At 46.7% G+C, this 18,700-nt stretch carries 18 protein-coding genes; 9 read left to right on the top strand and 9 right to left on the bottom strand.

Translation table 11 applies throughout. The annotated features are described in order from the left end of the window. Window positions 1-14: 14 nt before the first annotated feature. The 6 genes from ACDJ59_RS15855 to ACDJ59_RS15830 all read left to right on the top strand — a co-directional run bounded on the left by ACDJ59_RS15855 (window position 15) and on the right by ACDJ59_RS15830 (window position 6,305). Entirely contained in the window at window positions 15-791 is a 777-nt protein-coding gene (locus ACDJ59_RS15855; protein ID WP_074094443.1) for an ABC transporter ATP-binding protein, read from the top strand. Between the two features lie 17 nt (window positions 792-808). Further along, entirely contained in the window at window positions 809-1,582 is a 774-nt protein-coding gene (locus tag ACDJ59_RS15850) for an ABC transporter permease (protein WP_127543957.1), read from the top strand. Window positions 1,583-1,810: 228 nt separating this feature from the next. Then, a complete protein-coding gene (locus ACDJ59_RS15845) occupies window positions 1,811-2,620 on the top strand; it encodes a DUF92 domain-containing protein (protein ID WP_413409837.1) in 810 nt (269 codons plus the stop codon). Window positions 2,621-2,632: 12 nt separating this feature from the next. Next, window positions 2,633-3,211, top strand: coding sequence for a TetR/AcrR family transcriptional regulator (locus ACDJ59_RS15840; RefSeq protein ID WP_036609680.1), 579 nt, complete (start codon window positions 2,633-2,635; stop codon window positions 3,209-3,211). 60 nt (window positions 3,212-3,271) lie between these two features. Then, window positions 3,272-5,203, top strand: a complete 1,932-nt coding sequence (locus tag ACDJ59_RS15835) for an ABC-F family ATP-binding cassette domain-containing protein (protein ID WP_413404067.1) — start codon at window positions 3,272-3,274, stop codon at window positions 5,201-5,203. Window positions 5,204-5,366: 163 nt separating this feature from the next. After that, entirely contained in the window at window positions 5,367-6,305 is a 939-nt protein-coding gene (locus tag ACDJ59_RS15830; protein ID WP_413404065.1) for a hypothetical protein, read from the top strand. Between the two features lie 116 nt (window positions 6,306-6,421). Here ACDJ59_RS15830 and ACDJ59_RS15825 read toward each other — a convergent pair whose 3' ends face one another. The 5 genes from ACDJ59_RS15825 to ACDJ59_RS15805 all read right to left on the bottom strand — a co-directional run bounded on the left by ACDJ59_RS15825 (window position 6,422) and on the right by ACDJ59_RS15805 (window position 10,514). Continuing rightward, window positions 6,422-7,462, bottom strand: coding sequence for a M42 family metallopeptidase (locus tag ACDJ59_RS15825; protein ID WP_133384232.1), 1,041 nt, complete (start codon window positions 7,460-7,462; stop codon window positions 6,422-6,424). A gap of 112 nt (window positions 7,463-7,574) precedes the next feature. Then, on the bottom strand, window positions 7,575-7,955 hold the full coding sequence (locus tag ACDJ59_RS15820) for a LapA family protein (protein ID WP_413404063.1): 381 nt from the start codon (window positions 7,953-7,955) through the stop codon (window positions 7,575-7,577). 132 nt (window positions 7,956-8,087) lie between these two features. Next, window positions 8,088-9,878 (bottom strand): oligoendopeptidase F, encoded by a 1,791-nt coding sequence (gene pepF / locus ACDJ59_RS15815; RefSeq protein ID WP_413404061.1) that lies wholly within the window; start codon window positions 9,876-9,878, stop codon window positions 8,088-8,090. Between the two features lie 213 nt (window positions 9,879-10,091). Then, complete coding sequence (locus tag ACDJ59_RS15810; RefSeq protein WP_047842378.1) at window positions 10,092-10,277, bottom strand: hypothetical protein; 186 nt, start codon at window positions 10,275-10,277, stop codon at window positions 10,092-10,094. A gap of 3 nt (window positions 10,278-10,280) precedes the next feature. After that, window positions 10,281-10,514, bottom strand: coding sequence for a hypothetical protein (locus ACDJ59_RS15805; RefSeq protein ID WP_017689395.1), 234 nt, complete (start codon window positions 10,512-10,514; stop codon window positions 10,281-10,283). 161 nt (window positions 10,515-10,675) lie between these two features. Between ACDJ59_RS15805 and ACDJ59_RS15800 the strand changes: the two genes are divergently transcribed. Continuing rightward, the gene (locus tag ACDJ59_RS15800) at window positions 10,676-10,873 is read left to right on the top strand and encodes a cold shock domain-containing protein (RefSeq protein ID WP_017689394.1); all 198 of its coding nucleotides are present in this window, start codon (window positions 10,676-10,678) and stop codon (window positions 10,871-10,873) included. Window positions 10,874-11,028: 155 nt separating this feature from the next. On the opposite strand, the gene ACDJ59_RS15795 is transcribed toward ACDJ59_RS15800, so the two are convergent. Together ACDJ59_RS15795 and ACDJ59_RS15790 are read right to left on the bottom strand one after the other, a co-directional pair. Continuing rightward, entirely contained in the window at window positions 11,029-12,201 is a 1,173-nt protein-coding gene (locus tag ACDJ59_RS15795) for an MFS transporter (protein WP_413404058.1), read from the bottom strand. Window positions 12,202-12,241: 40 nt separating this feature from the next. Then, entirely contained in the window at window positions 12,242-13,582 is a 1,341-nt protein-coding gene (locus ACDJ59_RS15790) for a multi antimicrobial extrusion protein MatE (protein WP_192132474.1), read from the bottom strand. Window positions 13,583-13,761: 179 nt separating this feature from the next. Between ACDJ59_RS15790 and ACDJ59_RS15785 the strand changes: the two genes are divergently transcribed. Both ACDJ59_RS15785 and pfkA read left to right on the top strand, forming a co-directional pair. Then, a complete protein-coding gene (locus tag ACDJ59_RS15785) occupies window positions 13,762-14,841 on the top strand; it encodes a tetraprenyl-beta-curcumene synthase family protein (protein ID WP_413404055.1) in 1,080 nt (359 codons plus the stop codon). 53 nt (window positions 14,842-14,894) lie between these two features. Beyond that, a complete protein-coding gene (pfkA, locus tag ACDJ59_RS15780; RefSeq protein WP_036609663.1) occupies window positions 14,895-15,866 on the top strand; it encodes a 6-phosphofructokinase in 972 nt (323 codons plus the stop codon). An 83-nt stretch (window positions 15,867-15,949) separates the two neighbouring features. Here the strand turns inward: pfkA and ACDJ59_RS15775 are convergent, their stop codons facing one another. After that, entirely contained in the window at window positions 15,950-17,302 is a 1,353-nt protein-coding gene (locus ACDJ59_RS15775) for an MATE family efflux transporter (RefSeq protein ID WP_413404053.1), read from the bottom strand. Window positions 17,303-17,504: 202 nt separating this feature from the next. Beyond that, complete coding sequence (locus ACDJ59_RS15770) at window positions 17,505-18,686, bottom strand: putative glycoside hydrolase (RefSeq protein WP_413404051.1); 1,182 nt, start codon at window positions 18,684-18,686, stop codon at window positions 17,505-17,507. Window positions 18,687-18,700 lie beyond the last annotated feature (14 nt).

Raw genomic sequence — 18,700 nt, 5'->3', positions numbered from 1 at the left:
GGGAGGTGTCCGTTATGTCCTTACCTGCAACTCAGCATACCATTCATATTGAACAGCTGCGGAAAACGTATCACGCCCCGACCAATGGGGATGTGCATTATATCATTAAGGATGTCGATCTGGTTATCAAGGGAGGAGAGTTCTTTGTCCTACTTGGTCCCAGTGGGTGCGGGAAGTCAACGTTGCTGAATATGATCGCGGGTTTTATCTCCAAGTCGGGCGGACAGCTCAAGGTAGACAACAAGGAGATCGACAGACCGGGCAGGGATCGGGCAATGGTATTCCAGCAGGCGGATTCTTCTCTCTTTCCATGGTTAACTGTGAGGGAAAATGTTGAATTCGGGCTTCGAATGTCCAAGGTGCCTAAGACACAACGACGTGAGATCTCTGATCGATACATCCAGCTTGTGGGACTGAGTGCTCATGAGGGGAAATTTCCGAAAGAACTCTCGGGTGGCATGAAGCAGCGGGTTCAATTGGCTCGGGTACTTGCGAATGACTCGGCGATCTTGCTGATGGATGAGCCATTTGGTGCGCTCGACGCCATGACGAGACGGACCATGCAGAAAGAACTGGTGAATATTTGGAAAGAAACCCATAAAACCGTTATCTTTGTCACACACGATATTCAGGAGGCGTTATTGCTTGGTGAGCGCATAGGCATTATGTCTGTAGGTCCGTCTTCAAATATAACGGATATTTACCACAACACGTTACCTTATCCGAGGAACATCGCCTCGTCTGAGTTCAACACCCTGTATGACCGAATTCAAGGCCACTTTGAAGAATAACTGAGGTGATATACAAGATGAAATGGTTGGAGAAAAAATGGGTGTCTATACCGCTTCTATGGGTAACGGTCATCTTAATCTGGCAACTTGGTGCCCTTATCTATGGGCCTGACGTAATCCCTGGTCCGTGGCACACGATCCTGGGAGCACGCGAACTGATTGCTGACGGTACGCTGATGGAGTATATCGGAATCAGCTTCACTCGTGTACTGGCGGGCTGGGTACTCGGAAGCATCATTGCTATTCCGGTAGGGCTGATTATTGGCAAAGTTCATCTCATCCGGCTGTTCGCGGAACCGTTCCTTAACTTTATACGTTTTATCCCGCCGATCGCCTTTATTACCTTATTTCTGGTGTGGTTCGGAATTGGTGAGCAATCCAAGATCGCGCTCATTATGTATGCAACCTTCTTCATTGTTGTATTGAATACACTGACAGGTGTACTCTCCGTTGAAGAAGACAAAATCCGGTCGGCCCGCAGTATGGGAGCCAATGAACGGCAGATTCTGCTGCATGTGATTGTTCCGGCGACAACCCCGTATATCTTCACAGGTGTGCGACTGGCGATGGGAACCTCGTATATGGCCATAATCGGTGCTGAGATGATTGCCTCCAATGAGGGAGTGGGTTACTTAATCTGGAACTCCAGACTCTTTTTCCGAACAGATTGGATCTTTGTCGGACTGATTTCCCTGGGTTTTATGGGATTTCTGACGGATCGTTTGTTCAACTGGTTTGGTCGCAAAGTACTCTACCGATATGGGGTCATTGGCGGAGCGAAGCGGGTCTAAATTAGGACATAGGAACATTGAATTCCAGACGTTACTTGAAGAGGGAAGGTGTCTTGTTTTAACGTTTGATCGATAACCTGTTTTGGCACTTCTACACGAGGCCAAAACAGGTTTTTTGTGTGCTGGCGTAAGGAGTTTCGGCATTGGGATCAAACCGTGGTATAATTGAATTTCAAAAATACAATAAACGTCATGCGGGCTGTACATACGCTGCATGCAGGAGACATTATGGATTGGATTATTGGCGCCGTATGCGCTTCTATGGTGGCAGGTGCTGCCTATGCGAAAAAGTCGCTAACCTTGTCTGGCTGCCTGGCAGCCATCATGATGGGAACGATATATTACGGAGCGGGTAACCTGTTCTGGTTTGGCACGTTATTGTTGTTTTTCATTACTTCAACGTTGCTCTCCAGGTTTCGTAAAGATCGGAAGCAGGAGCTGGAGAAATCCTATGCCAAGTCAGGAAATCGGGATGCCGGACAAGTGATGGCTAATGGTGGAATGGGCATGTTCCTATGTCTGGGATACTGGATATTTCCACATCCGGCGTGGGTGTATGCTTTCATTGGTGTAATGGCTACCGTTACATCGGATACATGGGCAACCGAGATTGGGAGTCTCAGTCGCAAGCCGCCGCGCTCTGTTCTCACGTGGAAGGTACTTACGCCAGGTGCTTCAGGAGGTGTCTCACTTCTTGGCACCGTGGCTGCAGCCGTAGGCGGGGCTCTGATTGGTGCGGGAGCATTCTTGTTTTCCTGGATCGCCGGGATAGAAGGGCTTGGTCTGTTTAGTTGGACTTTTGTCGGTCTTGCAGGCGGGTTGGCAGGGGCTTTTGCCGATTCCTATCTGGGCGCAACGGTGCAGATGATGTATCGTTGTACTGTGTGTGGCCGTGAAGTTGAGGTACATGAACATTGCGGGCATCCAACGGTTCCGGCTCGTGGCTGGGCATGGATGAGTAACGACCTGGTGAACGTGCTTAGCTCGGTGATCGGCGGATGTGTGGCGATTGGTTTAGGTAACATTTTGGCGTTGTAAGGGGGAGTACATTTGAGCACTGTACAGGGAGACAAATCGGAGGCTATTTTGGATGCGGCCTATGGTATTTTTGGCTCGAAAGGTTTTTATGAGACCAAAATGTCTGATATTGCAGACGAAGCCGGCATCGCAAAAGGCACCATTTATTTATATTTCAAAAGCAAGGAACAATTATTTATCGCAGTATCCAAGCGGGATTGTAACAGTTTTATCAGCCGTCTTGAATATGCTTTGAACTCGTATGAGAACACAGGTGATAAACTTGGAGCAATAGCCAAGACCCACCTTACGTATTATTATGAGCGCCGCAATCATACCAAGCTCTTTTTTATGGCACCCAATAATGATCCGGATCTGATGAAATTCATGAAGGCATTCATGAATCAATACATGAGTATGGTGTGTGAGGTATTGGAAAGTGCAAGTGTACCTGAACCTGTATTGCTCGCTGAAGCTTATATTGGAATTCTGGACCGGCTGAAGATGGATATCATGTTGAATCCGGAGTTTAATGAGGAACATCTGAACAAACGAATTGCTTTTGCAGCAGCATTGTTTCTGGATGGATGCCGTTCTTTTTTACAAGTTTAAAGTAAGTGCGCGGATGTACGTAATATTGAATTTTAATTTACAGAGAAGTGGGTACGAGCAATGAACATAATGACGGTAGAGCAAATTGCAAAAAGTTATGGCGAAAAAATATTGTTCAAGGATGCTTCATTTGGTATGGCTGATCAGGACAAGATTGGTGTCGTTGGGGTAAATGGAACCGGAAAATCCACGTTTTTGCGTGTGATATCGGGTATGGAACCTGCAGATGCGGGACAGATCTCCATCGGTAATGACGTACGTATTCAGTTCTTGGCACAAAACCCGGACTTCAATCCGGATAATACGGTACTGCAACAAGTATTCGAAGGTGACAGCATGGAAATGAAAACCGTGCGTGAATATACGGAAACGATGGAATTATTGGAACTGAATTCGTCTGATCCAGCGTTGCAAGAGCGGTTATTACGTTTGAATCAGCAAATGGAGCAGCTTCAGCTCTGGCAGATGGAGAGTGAAGCGAAGAGCATTTTGTCCAAACTGGGTATTCGTCAATTCGATGCACTGATGGGCACATTGTCTGGTGGACAACGCAAAAGGGTAGCACTCGCTGCTGCGCTGATTCACCCTTGCGAACTGCTCATTCTGGATGAGCCGACGAACCATATTGATAATGATTCGGTTGTTTGGTTGGAGCAGTACTTGCAGAAGCGCCGCGGCGCACTGCTTATGATTACGCATGATCGGTATTTCCTGGATCGTGTGGCGAATGTCATGCTCGAATTGGATCATGGACGTTTGTTCCGATACGAAGCGAACTATACACGTTTCCTGGAACTGAAGGCGGAGCGCGAAGAACGGGAAGCTTCTTCCGAACAGAAGCGTAAGAACTTGCTTCGGACAGAGCTTGCGTGGATTCGTCGCGGTGCCAAGGCACGGACAACGAAACAAAAAGCGAGAATTGATCGCTTCGAACAACTTAAAGATCAACAAGGAATCCAGCGCTCGGGTTCATTGGAAGTATCAGTTGGCTCCACTCGTCTGGGTAAAAAGATTCTGGAGATTGAGCATCTTTCCAAATCCGTCGGGGGTCGCAAACTGATCGAAGATCTGAGTTATATTGCCGTACCTGGAGATCGGGTAGGGATTGTCGGACCGAATGGTAGTGGTAAGTCCACGTTGTTACAGATGATATCTGGCAAGCTGGAACCCGATGCAGGTGTGGTTGACGTTGGTCCTACGGTCAATCTGGGCTATTTCACACAGGAACATCAGGAGATGGATGAAACTCTGCGTGTGATTGAGTACATCAAGGAAGTGGCTGAGAATGTGAAAACAGCCGATGGATCTTTGATTACAGCATCCCAGATGTTGGAGCGGTTCCTGTTTACCCCGGCATCCCAGTGGACGCCAATCTCGCGTCTGTCTGGTGGAGAGAAGCGTCGCCTGTATCTGCTGCGTGTGCTGATGGCTGCTCCGAATGTATTGCTCCTGGATGAGCCGACGAATGATCTGGACATCCAGACACTCGCTGTACTGGAAGACTACCTGGACGATTTTCCGGGTGTTGTTTTTGTCGTATCCCATGATCGCTATTTCCTTGATCGTACTGTGGATAAAGTGCTTTCTTTTGAGGGCAATGGTGCTGTACGTGTACACGTCGGCGACTACAGTGAATATGCAGAGTGGATGCTGAAAAATGCGCCTGGAGCTAATCAAGAGAGTGACACAGGAGCGGCGAAGGTGAAGCAGTCATCGGAGAAAACGACGCCTGCTGTGTCAGCGGCTAAACCGAAGTTGAAATTCAGCTTCAAGGAGCAACGTGAATACGACCAGATTGATGAAAATATTGAGAAGGCGGAAGCCAATCTTGTCCGGATAAACAAAGAGATGGAAGAGTCGTTTAGTGATTCTGCCCGTCTACAGGAGTTGATGGCTGAGCAGGTTGAGGCTGAGCGTCATCTGGATGAATTGATGGAACGCTGGACCGTTCTGAATGAACTTGCAGAGCAGATTGAACAGAGCAAGTCTTGATTTATAACTAAACATCGCCCTTTCTTCCTTAGTGACATTATGTCGCATAGGTGGAGAGGGCGATTTTTTTGTCTGTGAATTTGCGCATTAAAGTGAAACGTTCTGTATGTTCATTACGTTGTATAAGTAAAGAATTCCATAGAAGGGAGAGAACACCACACTTATGTATAAAGAAATTAATCAACAGTTGGCAGCGCTCAAGGAAAAGGGGAGAATTTACGAGAAATGGACCAAACGTCTGGAGAAGCTTCAAACGGAGGAAAGCGAATGGGAAGCAAAGGTAAAACGTCGTCTGGAGCATCTCCAGAAGGAGCAGAAGGACGTTGATCGACTGAACAGTATGACATTGTCGGCATTTTTCTATCAACTGATTGGCAAGAAGACAGAGCGTCTGGAGAAGGAAGAGCTGGAACTCATGGAGAGCAAGGCTGCATACGACACCGCTTGTCGCATGTTACAAGACGTACAGGAGCAACGAATTCATGTGGAGCAGGAGTTGGAGGGCGGGCGGCAGTATCAGTACTGGCAGAGCGACTACAACGCGCTGTGGGGGAAGAAGGAAGGTCGTCTGCTGGACCAGGATGCGGAATTGCAACACATGGCTGAGAATCGGGAACATCTGGCGAGTGAGCTTCAGGAACTGGATGAAGCTTTCCGGGAGGGGGAATACCTGCTCTATGCCCTTGAACGTGCCGAGAAGGCTTTGGCTTCGGCAGGCAATTGGGGTGTATATGACATGATGGGCGGTGGGGTCATCTCCACACATATCAAGCGAGGACGAATGGATGACGCTCAGGTCGCCATCATGGATGCAGGTAAGCGTCTACGACGTTTTCAGAAGGAACTGGAGGATGTAGAGATGGCAGTACACGCCGATCTGCATCTGGGAGGTCTGCTTTCATTCGCAGACTATTTCTTCGATAACCTCTTCGTGGACTGGATGGTTCAAGACAAAATTCGCAAAGCCGAACGTCAGGTGAAGGATGGACTGAGTGCGGTTCGGAAGACCATGCATGTGTTAAGAAATGAAATGCGTGACCATAAGGCAGAGTTAGAGATATTGGATCGTAAGTATCATGCATATGTCGAACAGGCAGATTAAAAGATATGACAACAAAGGCCCCTTCCAAGCACACCGAATTGTGTGCTTGGAAGGGGCCTTCTGCTTAGACGAACATGTGGATGTTATCCATGATAATGTAGATCAATGATTCTGTTTTACTTGGTTGTAATGTAGGCTGCGAGCAATCGTGCCGTATTCAGGACAGCATCCTTATGCGTACGCTCCATGGAATGAGATGCGTGAACTCCAGGACCGATCAGTGCTGCTCGGATATTGTTTCCTCCGCGCAATGCTGCACTGCCATCTGAGCCATAGTGGGGATAAATGTCCACGACGTAATCCATTCCATCTTGTTTGGCCAGTTCAATGAGACGACTGGTCATATCGTAGTCATACGGGCCAGAAGAATCTTTGGCACATATGGAAACGTCGGTTTCTTTACAGCTGAGGTCATCACCCATGGCTCCCATGTCTACAGCGATCATTTCACTGATTTCCGCAGGGATATACGATGCGCCATGTCCAACTTCTTCATAGTTCGAGATAAGCAGAGAGACGTTATGTAATGGTTTCCAGCCTTCACGATGTGCAGACTCAAGGATGCCAAAGAGGGCAGCCACGCTGGCTTTGTCGTCCAGATGACGTGATTTGATATAACCACTCGGCGTGATGACTGCGCGAGCATCGAAGGAGATAAAGTCGCCGACAGAGATCCCGAGTTTCAACACATCTTCCTTGGAGGAGACGACCTCATCGATTCGAACTTCCATATGGCTCTCGGACCGTTCAAAGGTACGTGCATCCGGATAGACGTGGACAGACGGATGAAGGGAGAGAATGGTGCCTGTGTATGTCTTTCCATCCCGAGTATGGATGCTGCAATATTCGTTTTCGATACTTTGCATCGAAAATCCACCGACAGAGGTAAGCTTCAATGTGCCATAGGATGTAACCGAGCGTACCATGGCCCCTAGCGTATCCACGTGAGCGCTTAAAGCAATTGTTTTGGAAGAGTCCTGTCCGGGCAATGTAAGCACCGCACCGCCCTTGTTATTCAGCTCACAGGCGATGCCCAGTGCTGCTGCTTCCTTCCGGATCATCTCGATAATATGATGTGTGTAACCACTTGGGCTTGGTGTATCCAACAATTTTTTCAGGAAAGACAGAACGTATGACTCATCAATTGTAAAACTCATTGTGTAATTTCCTCCTCGGATCGTGGGTATGTGTGAAATAAAATACAGCCTGTCTGGGGGAGAGAATGTGATACTACCATTCCTGACTCGCCAGCAGGCTGTCTCTGATTGGTTACAATGTTCCTGTAGGGTTTCCTTTGCGCTGACTCTGGATCGAATCATTCTCCAATAGGCTGTCGGATTCATTTGAGTCAAGCGAATCCATCGATTTGAAAGAATCCAACGTAGATTTGTTTGTCGTGGAACTTTCCAATTCAGATACACGCAATTTCAATTGTTTGTTCTCACGTTGCAGTCTGTATTGGCGATAGATGCCATATGACCCTACAATAATTCCACCGATCAGGGTACAGCCGAGAATGAGCAAGATCAGCGGGATTTGTACCGTGTTAAATAACAGGTTGACTTGTACGGAATCCACATTAATAACCGCAAAGATTCCCGTGAGCAGTGCAAAAACAAGACCTGCTATGAGTGCCCATTGCATTTTCATGGTGTTGCCTCCTTGTTGAACAATTGAGAACTAGATATGCATTACCCATATTCGGGTATGTTGCATCTTGCAATGATGATAAAATCCCCTGCCCAAACGGGCAAGGGATGCAGGTCACATGGAAAGACAACCTTATTTGGTTAGTTGCTCCATCTGTTCAATCAGTTCCTTGAAGACACTCATAGCTTCACGAATTGGCTGTGGTGTAGACATATCCACACCTGCTTTTTTCAGAATATTGATGGAGTAATCACTGCCACCACTTTTCAGGAAGCCAAGATAACGGTCAACAGCCGGTTGGCCTTCTTCCAGGATTTGCTTGGAAAAGCTTGTCGCTGCGGAGAAGCCTGTAGCATATTTGTAAACGTAGAAGCTGTTATAGAAGTGGGGAATACGAGCCCATTCCATTTCGATTTCTTTGTCGACAGCCATGCCTTCTCCGTGATATTTAACGTTCAGATCATAATAGATCTCGGATAACAATTGTGGTGTTAATGCGTCACCTTGTTCCGCACGTTCATGAATGATTTTCTCAAATTCAGCAAACATGGTCTGACGGAATACCGTTGTACGGAATTGGTCGGCATAATAGGTTAACAGATACAATTTTTCCTTTGGATCTGTTGATTTGTTAAGCAGATAATCCATGAGCAACGCTTCGTTGGTTGTAGATGCAACCTCTGCCAGGAAGATGGTGTACTGTGCATCACGATATGGAAGTGTTGTATCCGAGTAATGTGAATGCAGAGCGTGACCCATTTCATGTGCAAGTGTGAACATACTGTTCAGGTTATCTTTGTGATTCAACAAGACATAAGGGTGAGTGCCGTAAGCGCCCCAGGCATATGCGCCTGAACGTTTATTTTCATTCTCGTATATATCGATCCAGCGGTTATCATATCCAGTCTGCAATGCATCTGCATAATCCTTACCGAGTGGTTTCAGACCGTCTTTAACCGTTTGTTTCGCTTCCTCATAGGTAATATCCATTTTGTACTCGTCTACGAGTGGAGCGAACAGATCGTACATGTGCAATTGATCCACACCCAGCAACTTTTTGCGTAAGTCCATATAACGATGCAATAACGGAAGGCTCTCATGAATAGTGTCTACCAGATTGGTATACACATCCGTTGGGATGTTATCTCCATATAGGGACATTTCCATCACAGAAGGGTACTTCCGAACATTAGCATAGAACATATTTTTGGTTACATTTGCATTCAGGGCAGCCGCAATTGTGTTCTTCTGTTTGGCATAGGTTTCGTATACCGCTTTGAAGGCACGTTCGCGAACTTCACGATTAGGGTTCTCCAGGAACTGAATGTAGCTGCCGTGTGTCAGCTCAACTTCGTTACCATGTTCATCCTTGATTCTTGGGAACTTGAGATCGGCGTTATTCAGCATGCTGAAGATAGTCTGTGGTGCTTGTGAAAGGTTGCCTACCTGTGCAAGCAAAGCCTCTTCTGCTTGGCTAAGAACGTGGGCTTTTTCGCGTTTCATCTCTTCCAGCGTAAATGTATAAGCAGAAAGTTTTTCGTTTGCAATAAATGCGTCCAACTGATCATCCGGCAGGGAAAGAATCTCCGGTGTGACAAAAGAAAGTGCTTCACCAACCCGTACAACTAATTTCTGGGCTTTTTGGGACAGGTTTTGATATGTAGGATTCGCTGTGTCTTCATCTTGATGCATACGTGCGTACACAAAGAGGCGTTCTATTTTGAGGCTGATTTCATCTTCGAATTCGAAGCAAGATTTGAGTACATCAGGTTGATTCAGTTTGCCTTGGAATTCGGAGGCCTTCTTGGTCAAAGACGATACTTCTTCATATTCTTGATCCCAGGCTTTCTGATCGGCAAATAAATCTTCCAGTTTCCAGCTATGTTCAGCCGGTACCTCGGAACGTTTCAATAATTGACTCATGGAAATCCTCCTTTGATGATCTGATGAATGTATGGACGAAGCTGCCTTCGTCTCGCTTGCCTGTGCGGAGAGAGACGAAGGAATCAGACTAAGTACCAGGATAACAGATAGCGATTTTTGGTATTTCAACGGCCTTCCTCCTTACGATACGAATAATCTCGTATAGTATGACCTTAGGCACGTTGAAATATTTGAATATCTGGGTCCCCGTGATTAGGTTCCCATGTTATACAGAAAATAAACGATCAGGAAAAAGGCGAAACAAATGAGCAGGGTAGCAATAAGCGCCATACCCCGTCTCAATCGATCCGGGATGGAATTGCGTCCCAGAATAAGCACAATACCAAGAGAGAAGGCAAGGATAATAAAGATGACGACATTGCTTGAGTCAAGCTGCATGGGTTAGACCCCTTTGAAGGCAGCCATCAATTGACGCCATTCATCCTCACGGTTCTCAAAATCTGCTTTTGGAAAACGGCGTTCAGCCCAGTGCATTAATGCAGGACGGCTAAGGAAAGTATGGCATTCTTCGCCCCACTCTTCCGAAATTTCTCGCAGTACGAGATATTTGCCTTGAACTTCTACGGTCATCATATTCCACTTGTCTGTTTTGTATATTTCATGTTTTTTTATCATAGTAGTCTCCAAACTAACGGTTTTGGTAAAATGATACCGTACCCTACGATTCAAAGCAAATTTTTTCGACATTTATGGAAAGATAAATTGCAAAATGGAAGCCCATACAGTATAATAAGGGTATTCGCCATAGATGGCGATATTTTTAGGAGGTTTTTCATTTGAAAGGTACAGTTAAATGGTTTAACGCAGAAAAAGGCTATGGCTTTATTTCAGTTGAAGGCGGCGAGGACGTATTCGTACATTTCTCCGCAATCCAAGGAGATGGCTTCAAAACATTGGAAGAAGGTCAAGCGGTAGAATTCGAAATCACTGATGGAAACCGTGGTCCTCAAGCAGCTAACGTAAACAAACTGTAAGAATTTATCCGGCTAACGGACTTCTTATATATTATAAATTTATAGCTGAATATTAAGAACCTAAGCACAGTCCCCCATGGGAGGCTGTGCTTTTTTTGATTCTAAAATTTTCAGTGTAAATAACGGTTGAATACGATGTAAGTTTCCCTGTGTGTTCAGGAGACACGATTGGCCATGCTGGACCATAACTTCAATCCGAAACCGATTAGTGCAGCCAGGGAGAAAGCCATAGCGGTGAGATAGAAGGTTTGTCTGCCTGCATGTTCCAGCAGCAGTCCGCCCAACGTTCCACTAAGAAGTCCCGAAGCACTGGACCAGACAATGGTGAACAAAGCCATACCTGTAGCTCTGTAGCCGTCCGGAACTAGGCGAATGATGTAGCGTACCGCCGTAACGTAGAAAATACCAAAGGTAACACTGTGCATCGTCTGAATTGCAACAACGGCTGCAGGTGTATCGGAGACGGACATGAGAAGCAAACGAACCGTATACATCAGTGCAGCAAAAGCGATTAGCGGCAGTTCTTTATAACGGTTTCCATACTTGCTGAGCAGTAGAAATATGGGGATTTCACTTACGGAAGAGATCAGCAAAGACCAGCCGATCAGTCCCTCGCTGGCACCCAGATCTTTTAGCGTGATGGTAAGAAATGCTTCGTTCATGCGATGTCCCATGGCAAGCAAAAATACACAGCCAAAAAAGGTGAGCACATCTCTGCGTTTCAAAATAGCCCATAACCCCGATAGATCCATTTTGCTACTACTTCCCGAAGGTTGATCCTTCAATTGAAAACTGATCAATAGTGTAGTTGCAGCAAGACCAACGCAGACCCAAATCGTCCATACTGGACCAAAAGATCCAAGGAAATACCCGATACTTAATGCAAAGAAGGCATAACCGATCGATCCGAAGACTCGAATGGAAGTGAAATTTCGGCCGTACTTGCTGGCCGTTGTAATAGCCATCGTATCGGAGAGTGGATAGACCGGATAATAGAAAAAGTAAAACAGGGTCACGAGTACAAATACCTGACCGAAAGTTGTTGCATTGGCGAGCATGATTCCTGTGATCAATTGACCACCAAGCAGAATGATCATCACTTTGCGTACCGTTTGGTAGCGGTCGCTGGCCATGCTCCAGAACATATTGGAGAACACAGAGATGAGGGGGCCAATTCCGTATAGATATCCAATCTCAGCCCGACTGAAGCCCAGATGACTGAAGTAAAGCTGGAAGTAGGATACCACCAGAACGGTGGAACCAAAGATGGTGAACATGAGAGCCCGCAGCCAGTTTTGATCCGGGCGGGCGTTGTGACTTAATTTCATGATGAGAGACTCCAATCCTGATAACAATTCAATGATTTTATTACCCTTTCAGGGATGTTGATTTACGGGCTTTCGGTACGGACATCGTAGGTTCTTGCTTCGTGCGCCGGATGACAAGCCAGACAATGATAAGTTCGGCGAGCAGGCCAAGGGATTGAGCTACAGCGCCAATCATGCCGTTCCACGCAGGGAAGATACTAACCAGTATAAGCAGCACGATTACTGTGCAGATTGCATTCGCCGTTTGCGAACGAAACATCGTTTTTGTCTGACCGCGAAGCAGAATGAGGCCATTGCTGAAATCCAGAAAAGGGAAGATCAGCGGAAATAAGACGAACGCACGCAGTGTCCACAGACTTTGTTGCAACAGTTCGCCCTGAACGCTCATGACATTTTCGAGTACCCATGGTCCCAAGGGGGTATAGGCAATCGACACCATCATCGCAAACGGAATAAATCCGGTGACAAGCGCGAATTTTCGTACCAATTTGGCGTCCACAAGGTAGAAATTCAGCACGATTTGATGGATGTATGTAAAGAAGCTTAGCATCAACTGCATCAGACTGCTTGCTATGGCAAAGGATGAAATGGCCAGTGCTATTCCGGTCGTTTTGCCAAGTACGATGTTAATAACCGGTCCTATGAACAGCGCTACAAAGCTGGATAACAGCAGCGGCTTATAAAAGCGAAATACGTCTCCCTTGCTCTCAACGGGATGATCCTCAAGCTTGGCTGGCATCTTGCGCTTGATGCTGTTTCCCTCCAGAAAACTGACGAGCGCTTCAATCATCATGCCAGCAGCAAAAATGATAGCGCCTACACGTCCACTGTCAATGCTGTCTGTGTATATGAAGTAGAGAGAAAGGCCGTACATTCCGGCTAAACGGAATACCATCCCGATGGTTAACCACTTGGTGCGGTTATTCGTTATGATGATCCCCTGATAGATGTTGCGGATCACTGAAAAGATGCTCACATACATGAGAATTTCATATACGTCGATGACTTTGGTCAGCAGATCCGGACTTACACCAAACAAGTATTTGAACACCCCGGTACCAACGGGAGAGTATACGATGAGAAACCCAATGAGAAGCACACAGGCAAGAAATATTTTGGTCACAAACGTGAGGGCCTGAAAGGATAGGCGATCGCGAACCAGTGCGGAACAGGTTTGCCGCAGCAGGGTGGAGGGGCGTTCGGTGAGGGTTAACAAGCTACCGGCGATGGCATAGCTGGCAATAACCGTCTCGGGATGAGCTGAACGTGCTAATGTGCTGTTTATGATGACGTGAGAAATGGTGACGAGAGAGGCGGAAATGCCAAGTGGCACAAAAAAAGAAAATAACCGTCTCCACGAAAGTGATTCACTTGACGACATGTCAACGACTCCTTTGATGGATGAAATATGGATAGTATATCACAAAGCTTTGAACGCCGATGCGATTTTTTATGCGGAATATACGGCAGATCATTTGTACAATTAAGGGGATCATATTATAATAGGAATGGTTAAAAATCGCTCTAATACGTATTCAACCAAGTGGAGGCACATTTATTTTGAGCCAATCAAATCGAAAACGTCATCAATATCCGCGTGGACCGCTGGCATTGATGAGAGGGGTGTACAAATACACCATTCCGGAAACACGGAAGGCACTGAATGGATGGCGTGCTCAAGCTGAGGCGATTCCGAATGAGGAGTTGCGTACACAGGCACTTGCCAGTCTGAAGGATAAACAGTTTCACTGTGAAGGCGGAACCGTCTACGCATTAGCTGATTTGCCCAACAGACACATTCTGATTCCGCTGATCGTTTCATATCAAACTATTAGTGATTATTTGGACAATCTGTGCGACCGCAGCACGTCGATGGACCCGGATGACTTTCGTCTTCTCCATCAATCTATGCTTGATGCGGTAGATCCCGAAGCAATTCCCGTCAATTATTATGCCCTCCGTGAGGAGCAGGATGACGGTGGATATCTGCGGAATCTGGTGACCACTTGTCAGGAACTGACCCGTCAGTTACCAGGCTATGCGTCCGCCAAGCCCCAAATTCAGGATCTGGCAGGCCTATACACGGACCTGCAGGTATATAAGCATATCAAGCCGGAACTGAGAGAAACGGCACTGCTCGAATGGTGGTCGGAGCATCGTCATCGCACACCTCAGTTTCGTTGGAACGAATTTGCTGCTGCAACTGGCTCTACACTGGGCGTTTTCATGCTGTTTCTGGCTGCGAGTGACGATCAGTTGACTGAAGAGCAAGCGGCCTCGATCCACACGGCCTATTTCCCACATGTATGCGCATTGCACATTATGCTCGATTATTTAATTGATCAGGATGAGGACCGCATCGGGGGAGATCTCAACTTCTGCAACTATTATGAGAATGTGGAGACAATGCTGGACCGAATTGCTTTTATTGTGGAGATGGCACGCAGTGATGTACAGAAGATCCCGGGAAGCTCCTTTCACCGGATGATCATCGAAGGACTGATAGCCATTTACCTGTCTGATCCCAAAGTCAGCGAACAACAGGAAGTTCGCGTTGTATCCAAACGTCTGCTGAAAAATAGTCCGATCACAAGAATATTTTTCTTCATTTTCAGTCGCTGGATACGGAAAAATATGTAAGTCAGGTGTGATATTGCGGAGCCTGAAGTGAAACTAGAGGAGGAAGAAACATCATGACAGCAGTAAAGAAAATCGCAGTATTAACGAGCGGTGGTGATTCACAGGGGATGAACGCGGCTGTTCGTGCGGTTGTTCGCAGCGGACTGTTTCACGGTCTCGAAGTATTTGGAGTTCAACGTGGATACCAGGGTCTTTTGAATAATGACATTTTCCCAATGGATTTGCGGAGTGTAGGGGATATCATCCAACGTGGGGGAACGGTTCTTCAATCGGCACGTTGCAAGGAGTTCTATACCGCTGAAGGTCAGCAAAAAGGTGCGGACATTCTGCGTGCGCGTGGCATTGACGGTCTGGTTGTTATCGGTGGGGATGGTTCTTACAACGGAGCGAACAAACTGAGCAAGCTGGGCATTAACACCATGGGTCTGCCAGGAACGATTGATAACGATGTTTCATTCACCGACTATACCATCGGATTTGATACAGCTGTAAGCATAGTAGTTGATGCAGTAAACAAATTACGTGATACGATGTCTTCACACGAACGTTCTTCCATCGTGGAAGTTATGGGTCGTCACTGTGGGGATATCGCTCTGCATGCCGGACTTGCTTCGGGTGCTGAAACGATTCTTGTCCCAGAAGTTCCGTTTGACATGGACGAAGTGGCAGATCGCATGAAAGCTAACTTTGCACACGGCAAACGCCACAGTATTATCATCGTTGCAGAAGGCGTGGGCAAGGGTGAGGATGTAGCAAAAGAACTGATGGAACGTTGCCCGACATATGAGCCGCGTGTAACCGTTCTGGGTCACATTCAGCGTGGGGGGACGCCAACTCCATTCGACCGTAACCTGGCAAGCCGTCTTGGAGACTTCGCTGTTCGCAGTCTGATTGCAGGCGAGACTGACAAAGGTTGTGGCATTATCAAGGGTGAACTTACCCTGACGGATATTGATAAAGTGGTTAACACAAAAAAAGATTTCGATATGGTGACTTACGAGCTTGCACAACGTTTGTCCCAATAATTCGATTCATAAGCAAAGAGCACAATCCCGCATTGACGAGGATTGTGCTCTTTTTGTTGTTTCACGGAGTGAGTATATCAATGTTACGCCTTGCGGAGTGCGGCTTGTTTTTGTACTAGGAAGAGTCTCCAGAGAAGCGCAGTTGCTCCTACAGCAAGGCCGGCAATAAGTCCGATCCAATACCCAAAGGCGCCAAGTGAAGTATACGTAGCTGTAAGATAACCTACAGGCAGACCAATGATCCAATACGCTACAAACGTAATGATCAATGCCGGATTAACATCTTTGTAGCCACGCAATGCTCCTTGGGTCGGTGTAGCAATCGCATCCGAGATCTGAAAGAAGATGGCGTAGATGAGGAAATGCTGCGTAAGTGCAATGACCTCTCGATCGTTTGAATATACGCCTGCAATCTGTTCCCCGAACACAATCAACACGATGGCTGTCAGCAGTGAGAGCCCGATGGCTCCACCAATTCCAAGCAGACTGTATTGTCTGGCATCTCTCAGACGCCCCGCACCTGCCTCATAGCCCACAAGGATCGTAAGAGCCATACATATACTCACAGGCAGCATGTAGAGCGTAGAAGCGAAATTCAGCGCCGCCTGGTGGGCAGCAATGGTTGTGGTATCGAAACGGCTCATCATTAAAGTCACAGCAGCGAAGATGGACGTTTCGAAAAAAGTCGCGAATCCGATGGGCACTCCAATCTTGAGTAACTCTTTCCATTTGGACAATGATACACGGGTCCATTGACGGAAAATGCCATACTTGGCGAAAGGTTCGACCCGATGGACAAAAAAGAGACTAATAAGAAAGATCAGCCAGTATGTACATGCTGTAGCAACACCAGCGCCAACACCGCCCAATTGTGGAAAACCCCAGCGGCCGAATATCAGCAGATAATTTAGAAAGATGTTAACGGGCAGAGAAACCAACGTAATAAACATCGTAGTCCGTGTCTGGCCAAGTGCATCCATAAAGCTGCGCAGCACCGTATATCCGAAGAGTGGGATAATGCCAAAAGCAAGTGCGCACAAAAAATAGAAGGCAACTTGGGCAACTCGGGGTTCCAGAGGCATTCCGTTCAGTACAGGGCCAAGTAACAACGCCCCGGCTCCGATAACGACGAGACTGACTGCGATCCCGAGATACAATGCCTGGATGACGTTATACCCGATCTGATCATTACGTTTGGAACCTAACAGATGGGAAACGACAGGTGTAATACCGATCAGAATCCCGCTTAGTCCAGTTTGAACTGGCATCCACAGACTTGTACCAATCGCGACGCCTGCAAGGTCGGCCGGAGAAAACTTGCCTGACATATTCGTGTCGAAGAACGACATGGCAGAGAGGGCGATTTGAGTGGTGAAGATGGGCAAAAATATAATCAGGAATTGCTTCACTTTTTGGGAAAAACTTGTTGTGTTCATGTTCACTGGCAGTGCCTCACTATTCTAAAGAGATGTCATCCAAGTGTCATATCTGGACAGCTATTTATTGTAGTGGATTTTGTTCAATTTGAATAGGGACAGAAGCAGAGTAGGGGGGCAGAGAAAAATGAACACCAAAAAACCTCGCTCCGCTTCAAGCAGAACGAGGTTGGATGAAATGAGAAGTATGAAAGAGTGCGGATTACTTATATTGTACACCTGATGTATAACGGTTGGACGCATTCCAGAGCAGATATTCATGTACATCCATGTCCTTCATCGCTCTAATCTGGTCTTCCACTTGTTTCTTGCCGTACTTAATATAATGCCCACTGCCCAGCCAGCTTGCTGTGAAGTCCTGAATCCACGGACGAATGACAGGTTTGAGTTCTTTGGTAGGGTCTAGTTTCTTGTGTGTATCTTCCATTGAACCCTTGATGGTTGTGTAAGGATCTTTGTCAGGGTCCTTGACCCCATACCAGCCAGTAGAATAGTGACTAGGGTATACCATCGGTGAGATTACGTCCACATTTTCGGATATTTTAACAAAATCCTGTCCAATGCCCTCAGCCGCAGGTACAGAAGCGGCATAACCGAAAATATCAACCGAGACCCGAACACCTAGCGGGGCCAACTCCTTGCGTGCATATTGCACGAATTCAGCCACAACATCCACGCGTGACTTGTCGGATTTGGTATATTTCAGTATATCGGCTCGAGTTTCGAAACCTTCCGGGAAACGAACGTAGTCAAATTGAATCTCTTTGAATCCAAGCTTGGCTGCTTCCTTGGCTATCTCAATGTTATAGTCCCATACTTCCTTGCTGTACGGATTCACAAAGCTGTCGCCTTTGCCATTTGCCCATACAGATCCATCCTTGTTGCGGAAGGAGAGCTCCGGATTTTTCTTGGCAAGAATCGTATCTTTGAATACAACGACACGTGCAATCGGGTAGACCTCATGTTTTTGCAATCGTTTCATCAAGGCATCGATATCCCGAATAAAAGGTTGGGATTTACCCATTTTCTGAAGCGCTTTGTTTTCTGTGGGGTAAGTTATGTATCCGAGATCGTCTTTGATATCAATGACCATGGCATTCAGTTCTGTGCTGTCTGTCAGTTCCAGCAATTCTTTCATACGTGCACCGCCTGCGCTGTAGGCCGTTACATAAATACCTTTGACCACAGGTGCATCAGGTTGAGGATCAATTTTGGCAGGTGGGTTATCGGCATCAATAACAACCTGATCTTTTTGAGATTGGATAATTGCGGTGTTAAAGCTGTTGGTTAACGATTGGAATTGAGGATTTCCCTGGTCCGCCACTGCGGGGGCACCACCAAAGCTTCCAAAGGCCATAGCCAGTAAAGCCCAAAACATGTTCATTCATTTCCACTCCC

Origin of the sequence: Paenibacillus amylolyticus (genome assembly GCF_047302515.1) — a bacterium.
Lineage (GTDB): Bacteria > Bacillota > Bacilli > Paenibacillales > Paenibacillaceae > Paenibacillus > Paenibacillus amylolyticus_G.
Note: the sequence above shows the minus strand (reverse complement) of the source record. Positions and strands in the feature narration are given on the sequence as shown.

What these genes read in the sequence shown, in the direction of transcription:
- ACDJ59_RS15855 (WP_074094443.1), top strand. Translation starts at nt 15, where the DNA reads ATGTCCTTACCTGCAACTCAGCATACCATTCATATTGAACAGCTGCGG.
- ACDJ59_RS15850 (WP_127543957.1), top strand. Translation starts at nt 809, where the DNA reads ATGAAATGGTTGGAGAAAAAATGGGTGTCTATACCGCTTCTATGGGTA.
- ACDJ59_RS15845 (WP_413409837.1), top strand. Translation starts at nt 1,811, where the DNA reads ATGGATTGGATTATTGGCGCCGTATGCGCTTCTATGGTGGCAGGTGCT.
- ACDJ59_RS15835 (WP_413404067.1), top strand. Translation starts at nt 3,272, where the DNA reads ATGAACATAATGACGGTAGAGCAAATTGCAAAAAGTTATGGCGAAAAA.
- ACDJ59_RS15830 (WP_413404065.1), top strand. Translation starts at nt 5,367, where the DNA reads ATGTATAAAGAAATTAATCAACAGTTGGCAGCGCTCAAGGAAAAGGGG.
- ACDJ59_RS15825 (WP_133384232.1), bottom strand. Translation starts at nt 7,462, where the DNA reads ATGAGTTTTACAATTGATGAGTCATACGTTCTGTCTTTCCTGAAAAAA.
- ACDJ59_RS15820 (WP_413404063.1), bottom strand. Translation starts at nt 7,955, where the DNA reads ATGAAAATGCAATGGGCACTCATAGCAGGTCTTGTTTTTGCACTGCTC.
- pepF (WP_413404061.1), bottom strand. Translation starts at nt 9,878, where the DNA reads ATGAGTCAATTATTGAAACGTTCCGAGGTACCGGCTGAACATAGCTGG.
- ACDJ59_RS15810 (WP_047842378.1), bottom strand. Translation starts at nt 10,277, where the DNA reads ATGCAGCTTGACTCAAGCAATGTCGTCATCTTTATTATCCTTGCCTTC.
- ACDJ59_RS15805 (WP_017689395.1), bottom strand. Translation starts at nt 10,514, where the DNA reads ATGATAAAAAAACATGAAATATACAAAACAGACAAGTGGAATATGATG.
- ACDJ59_RS15795 (WP_413404058.1), bottom strand. Translation starts at nt 12,201, where the DNA reads ATGAAATTAAGTCACAACGCCCGCCCGGATCAAAACTGGCTGCGGGCT.
- ACDJ59_RS15790 (WP_192132474.1), bottom strand. Translation starts at nt 13,582, where the DNA reads ATGTCGTCAAGTGAATCACTTTCGTGGAGACGGTTATTTTCTTTTTTT.
- pfkA (WP_036609663.1), top strand. Translation starts at nt 14,895, where the DNA reads ATGACAGCAGTAAAGAAAATCGCAGTATTAACGAGCGGTGGTGATTCA.
- ACDJ59_RS15775 (WP_413404053.1), bottom strand. Translation starts at nt 17,302, where the DNA reads ATGAACACAACAAGTTTTTCCCAAAAAGTGAAGCAATTCCTGATTATA.
- ACDJ59_RS15770 (WP_413404051.1), bottom strand. Translation starts at nt 18,686, where the DNA reads ATGAACATGTTTTGGGCTTTACTGGCTATGGCCTTTGGAAGCTTTGGT.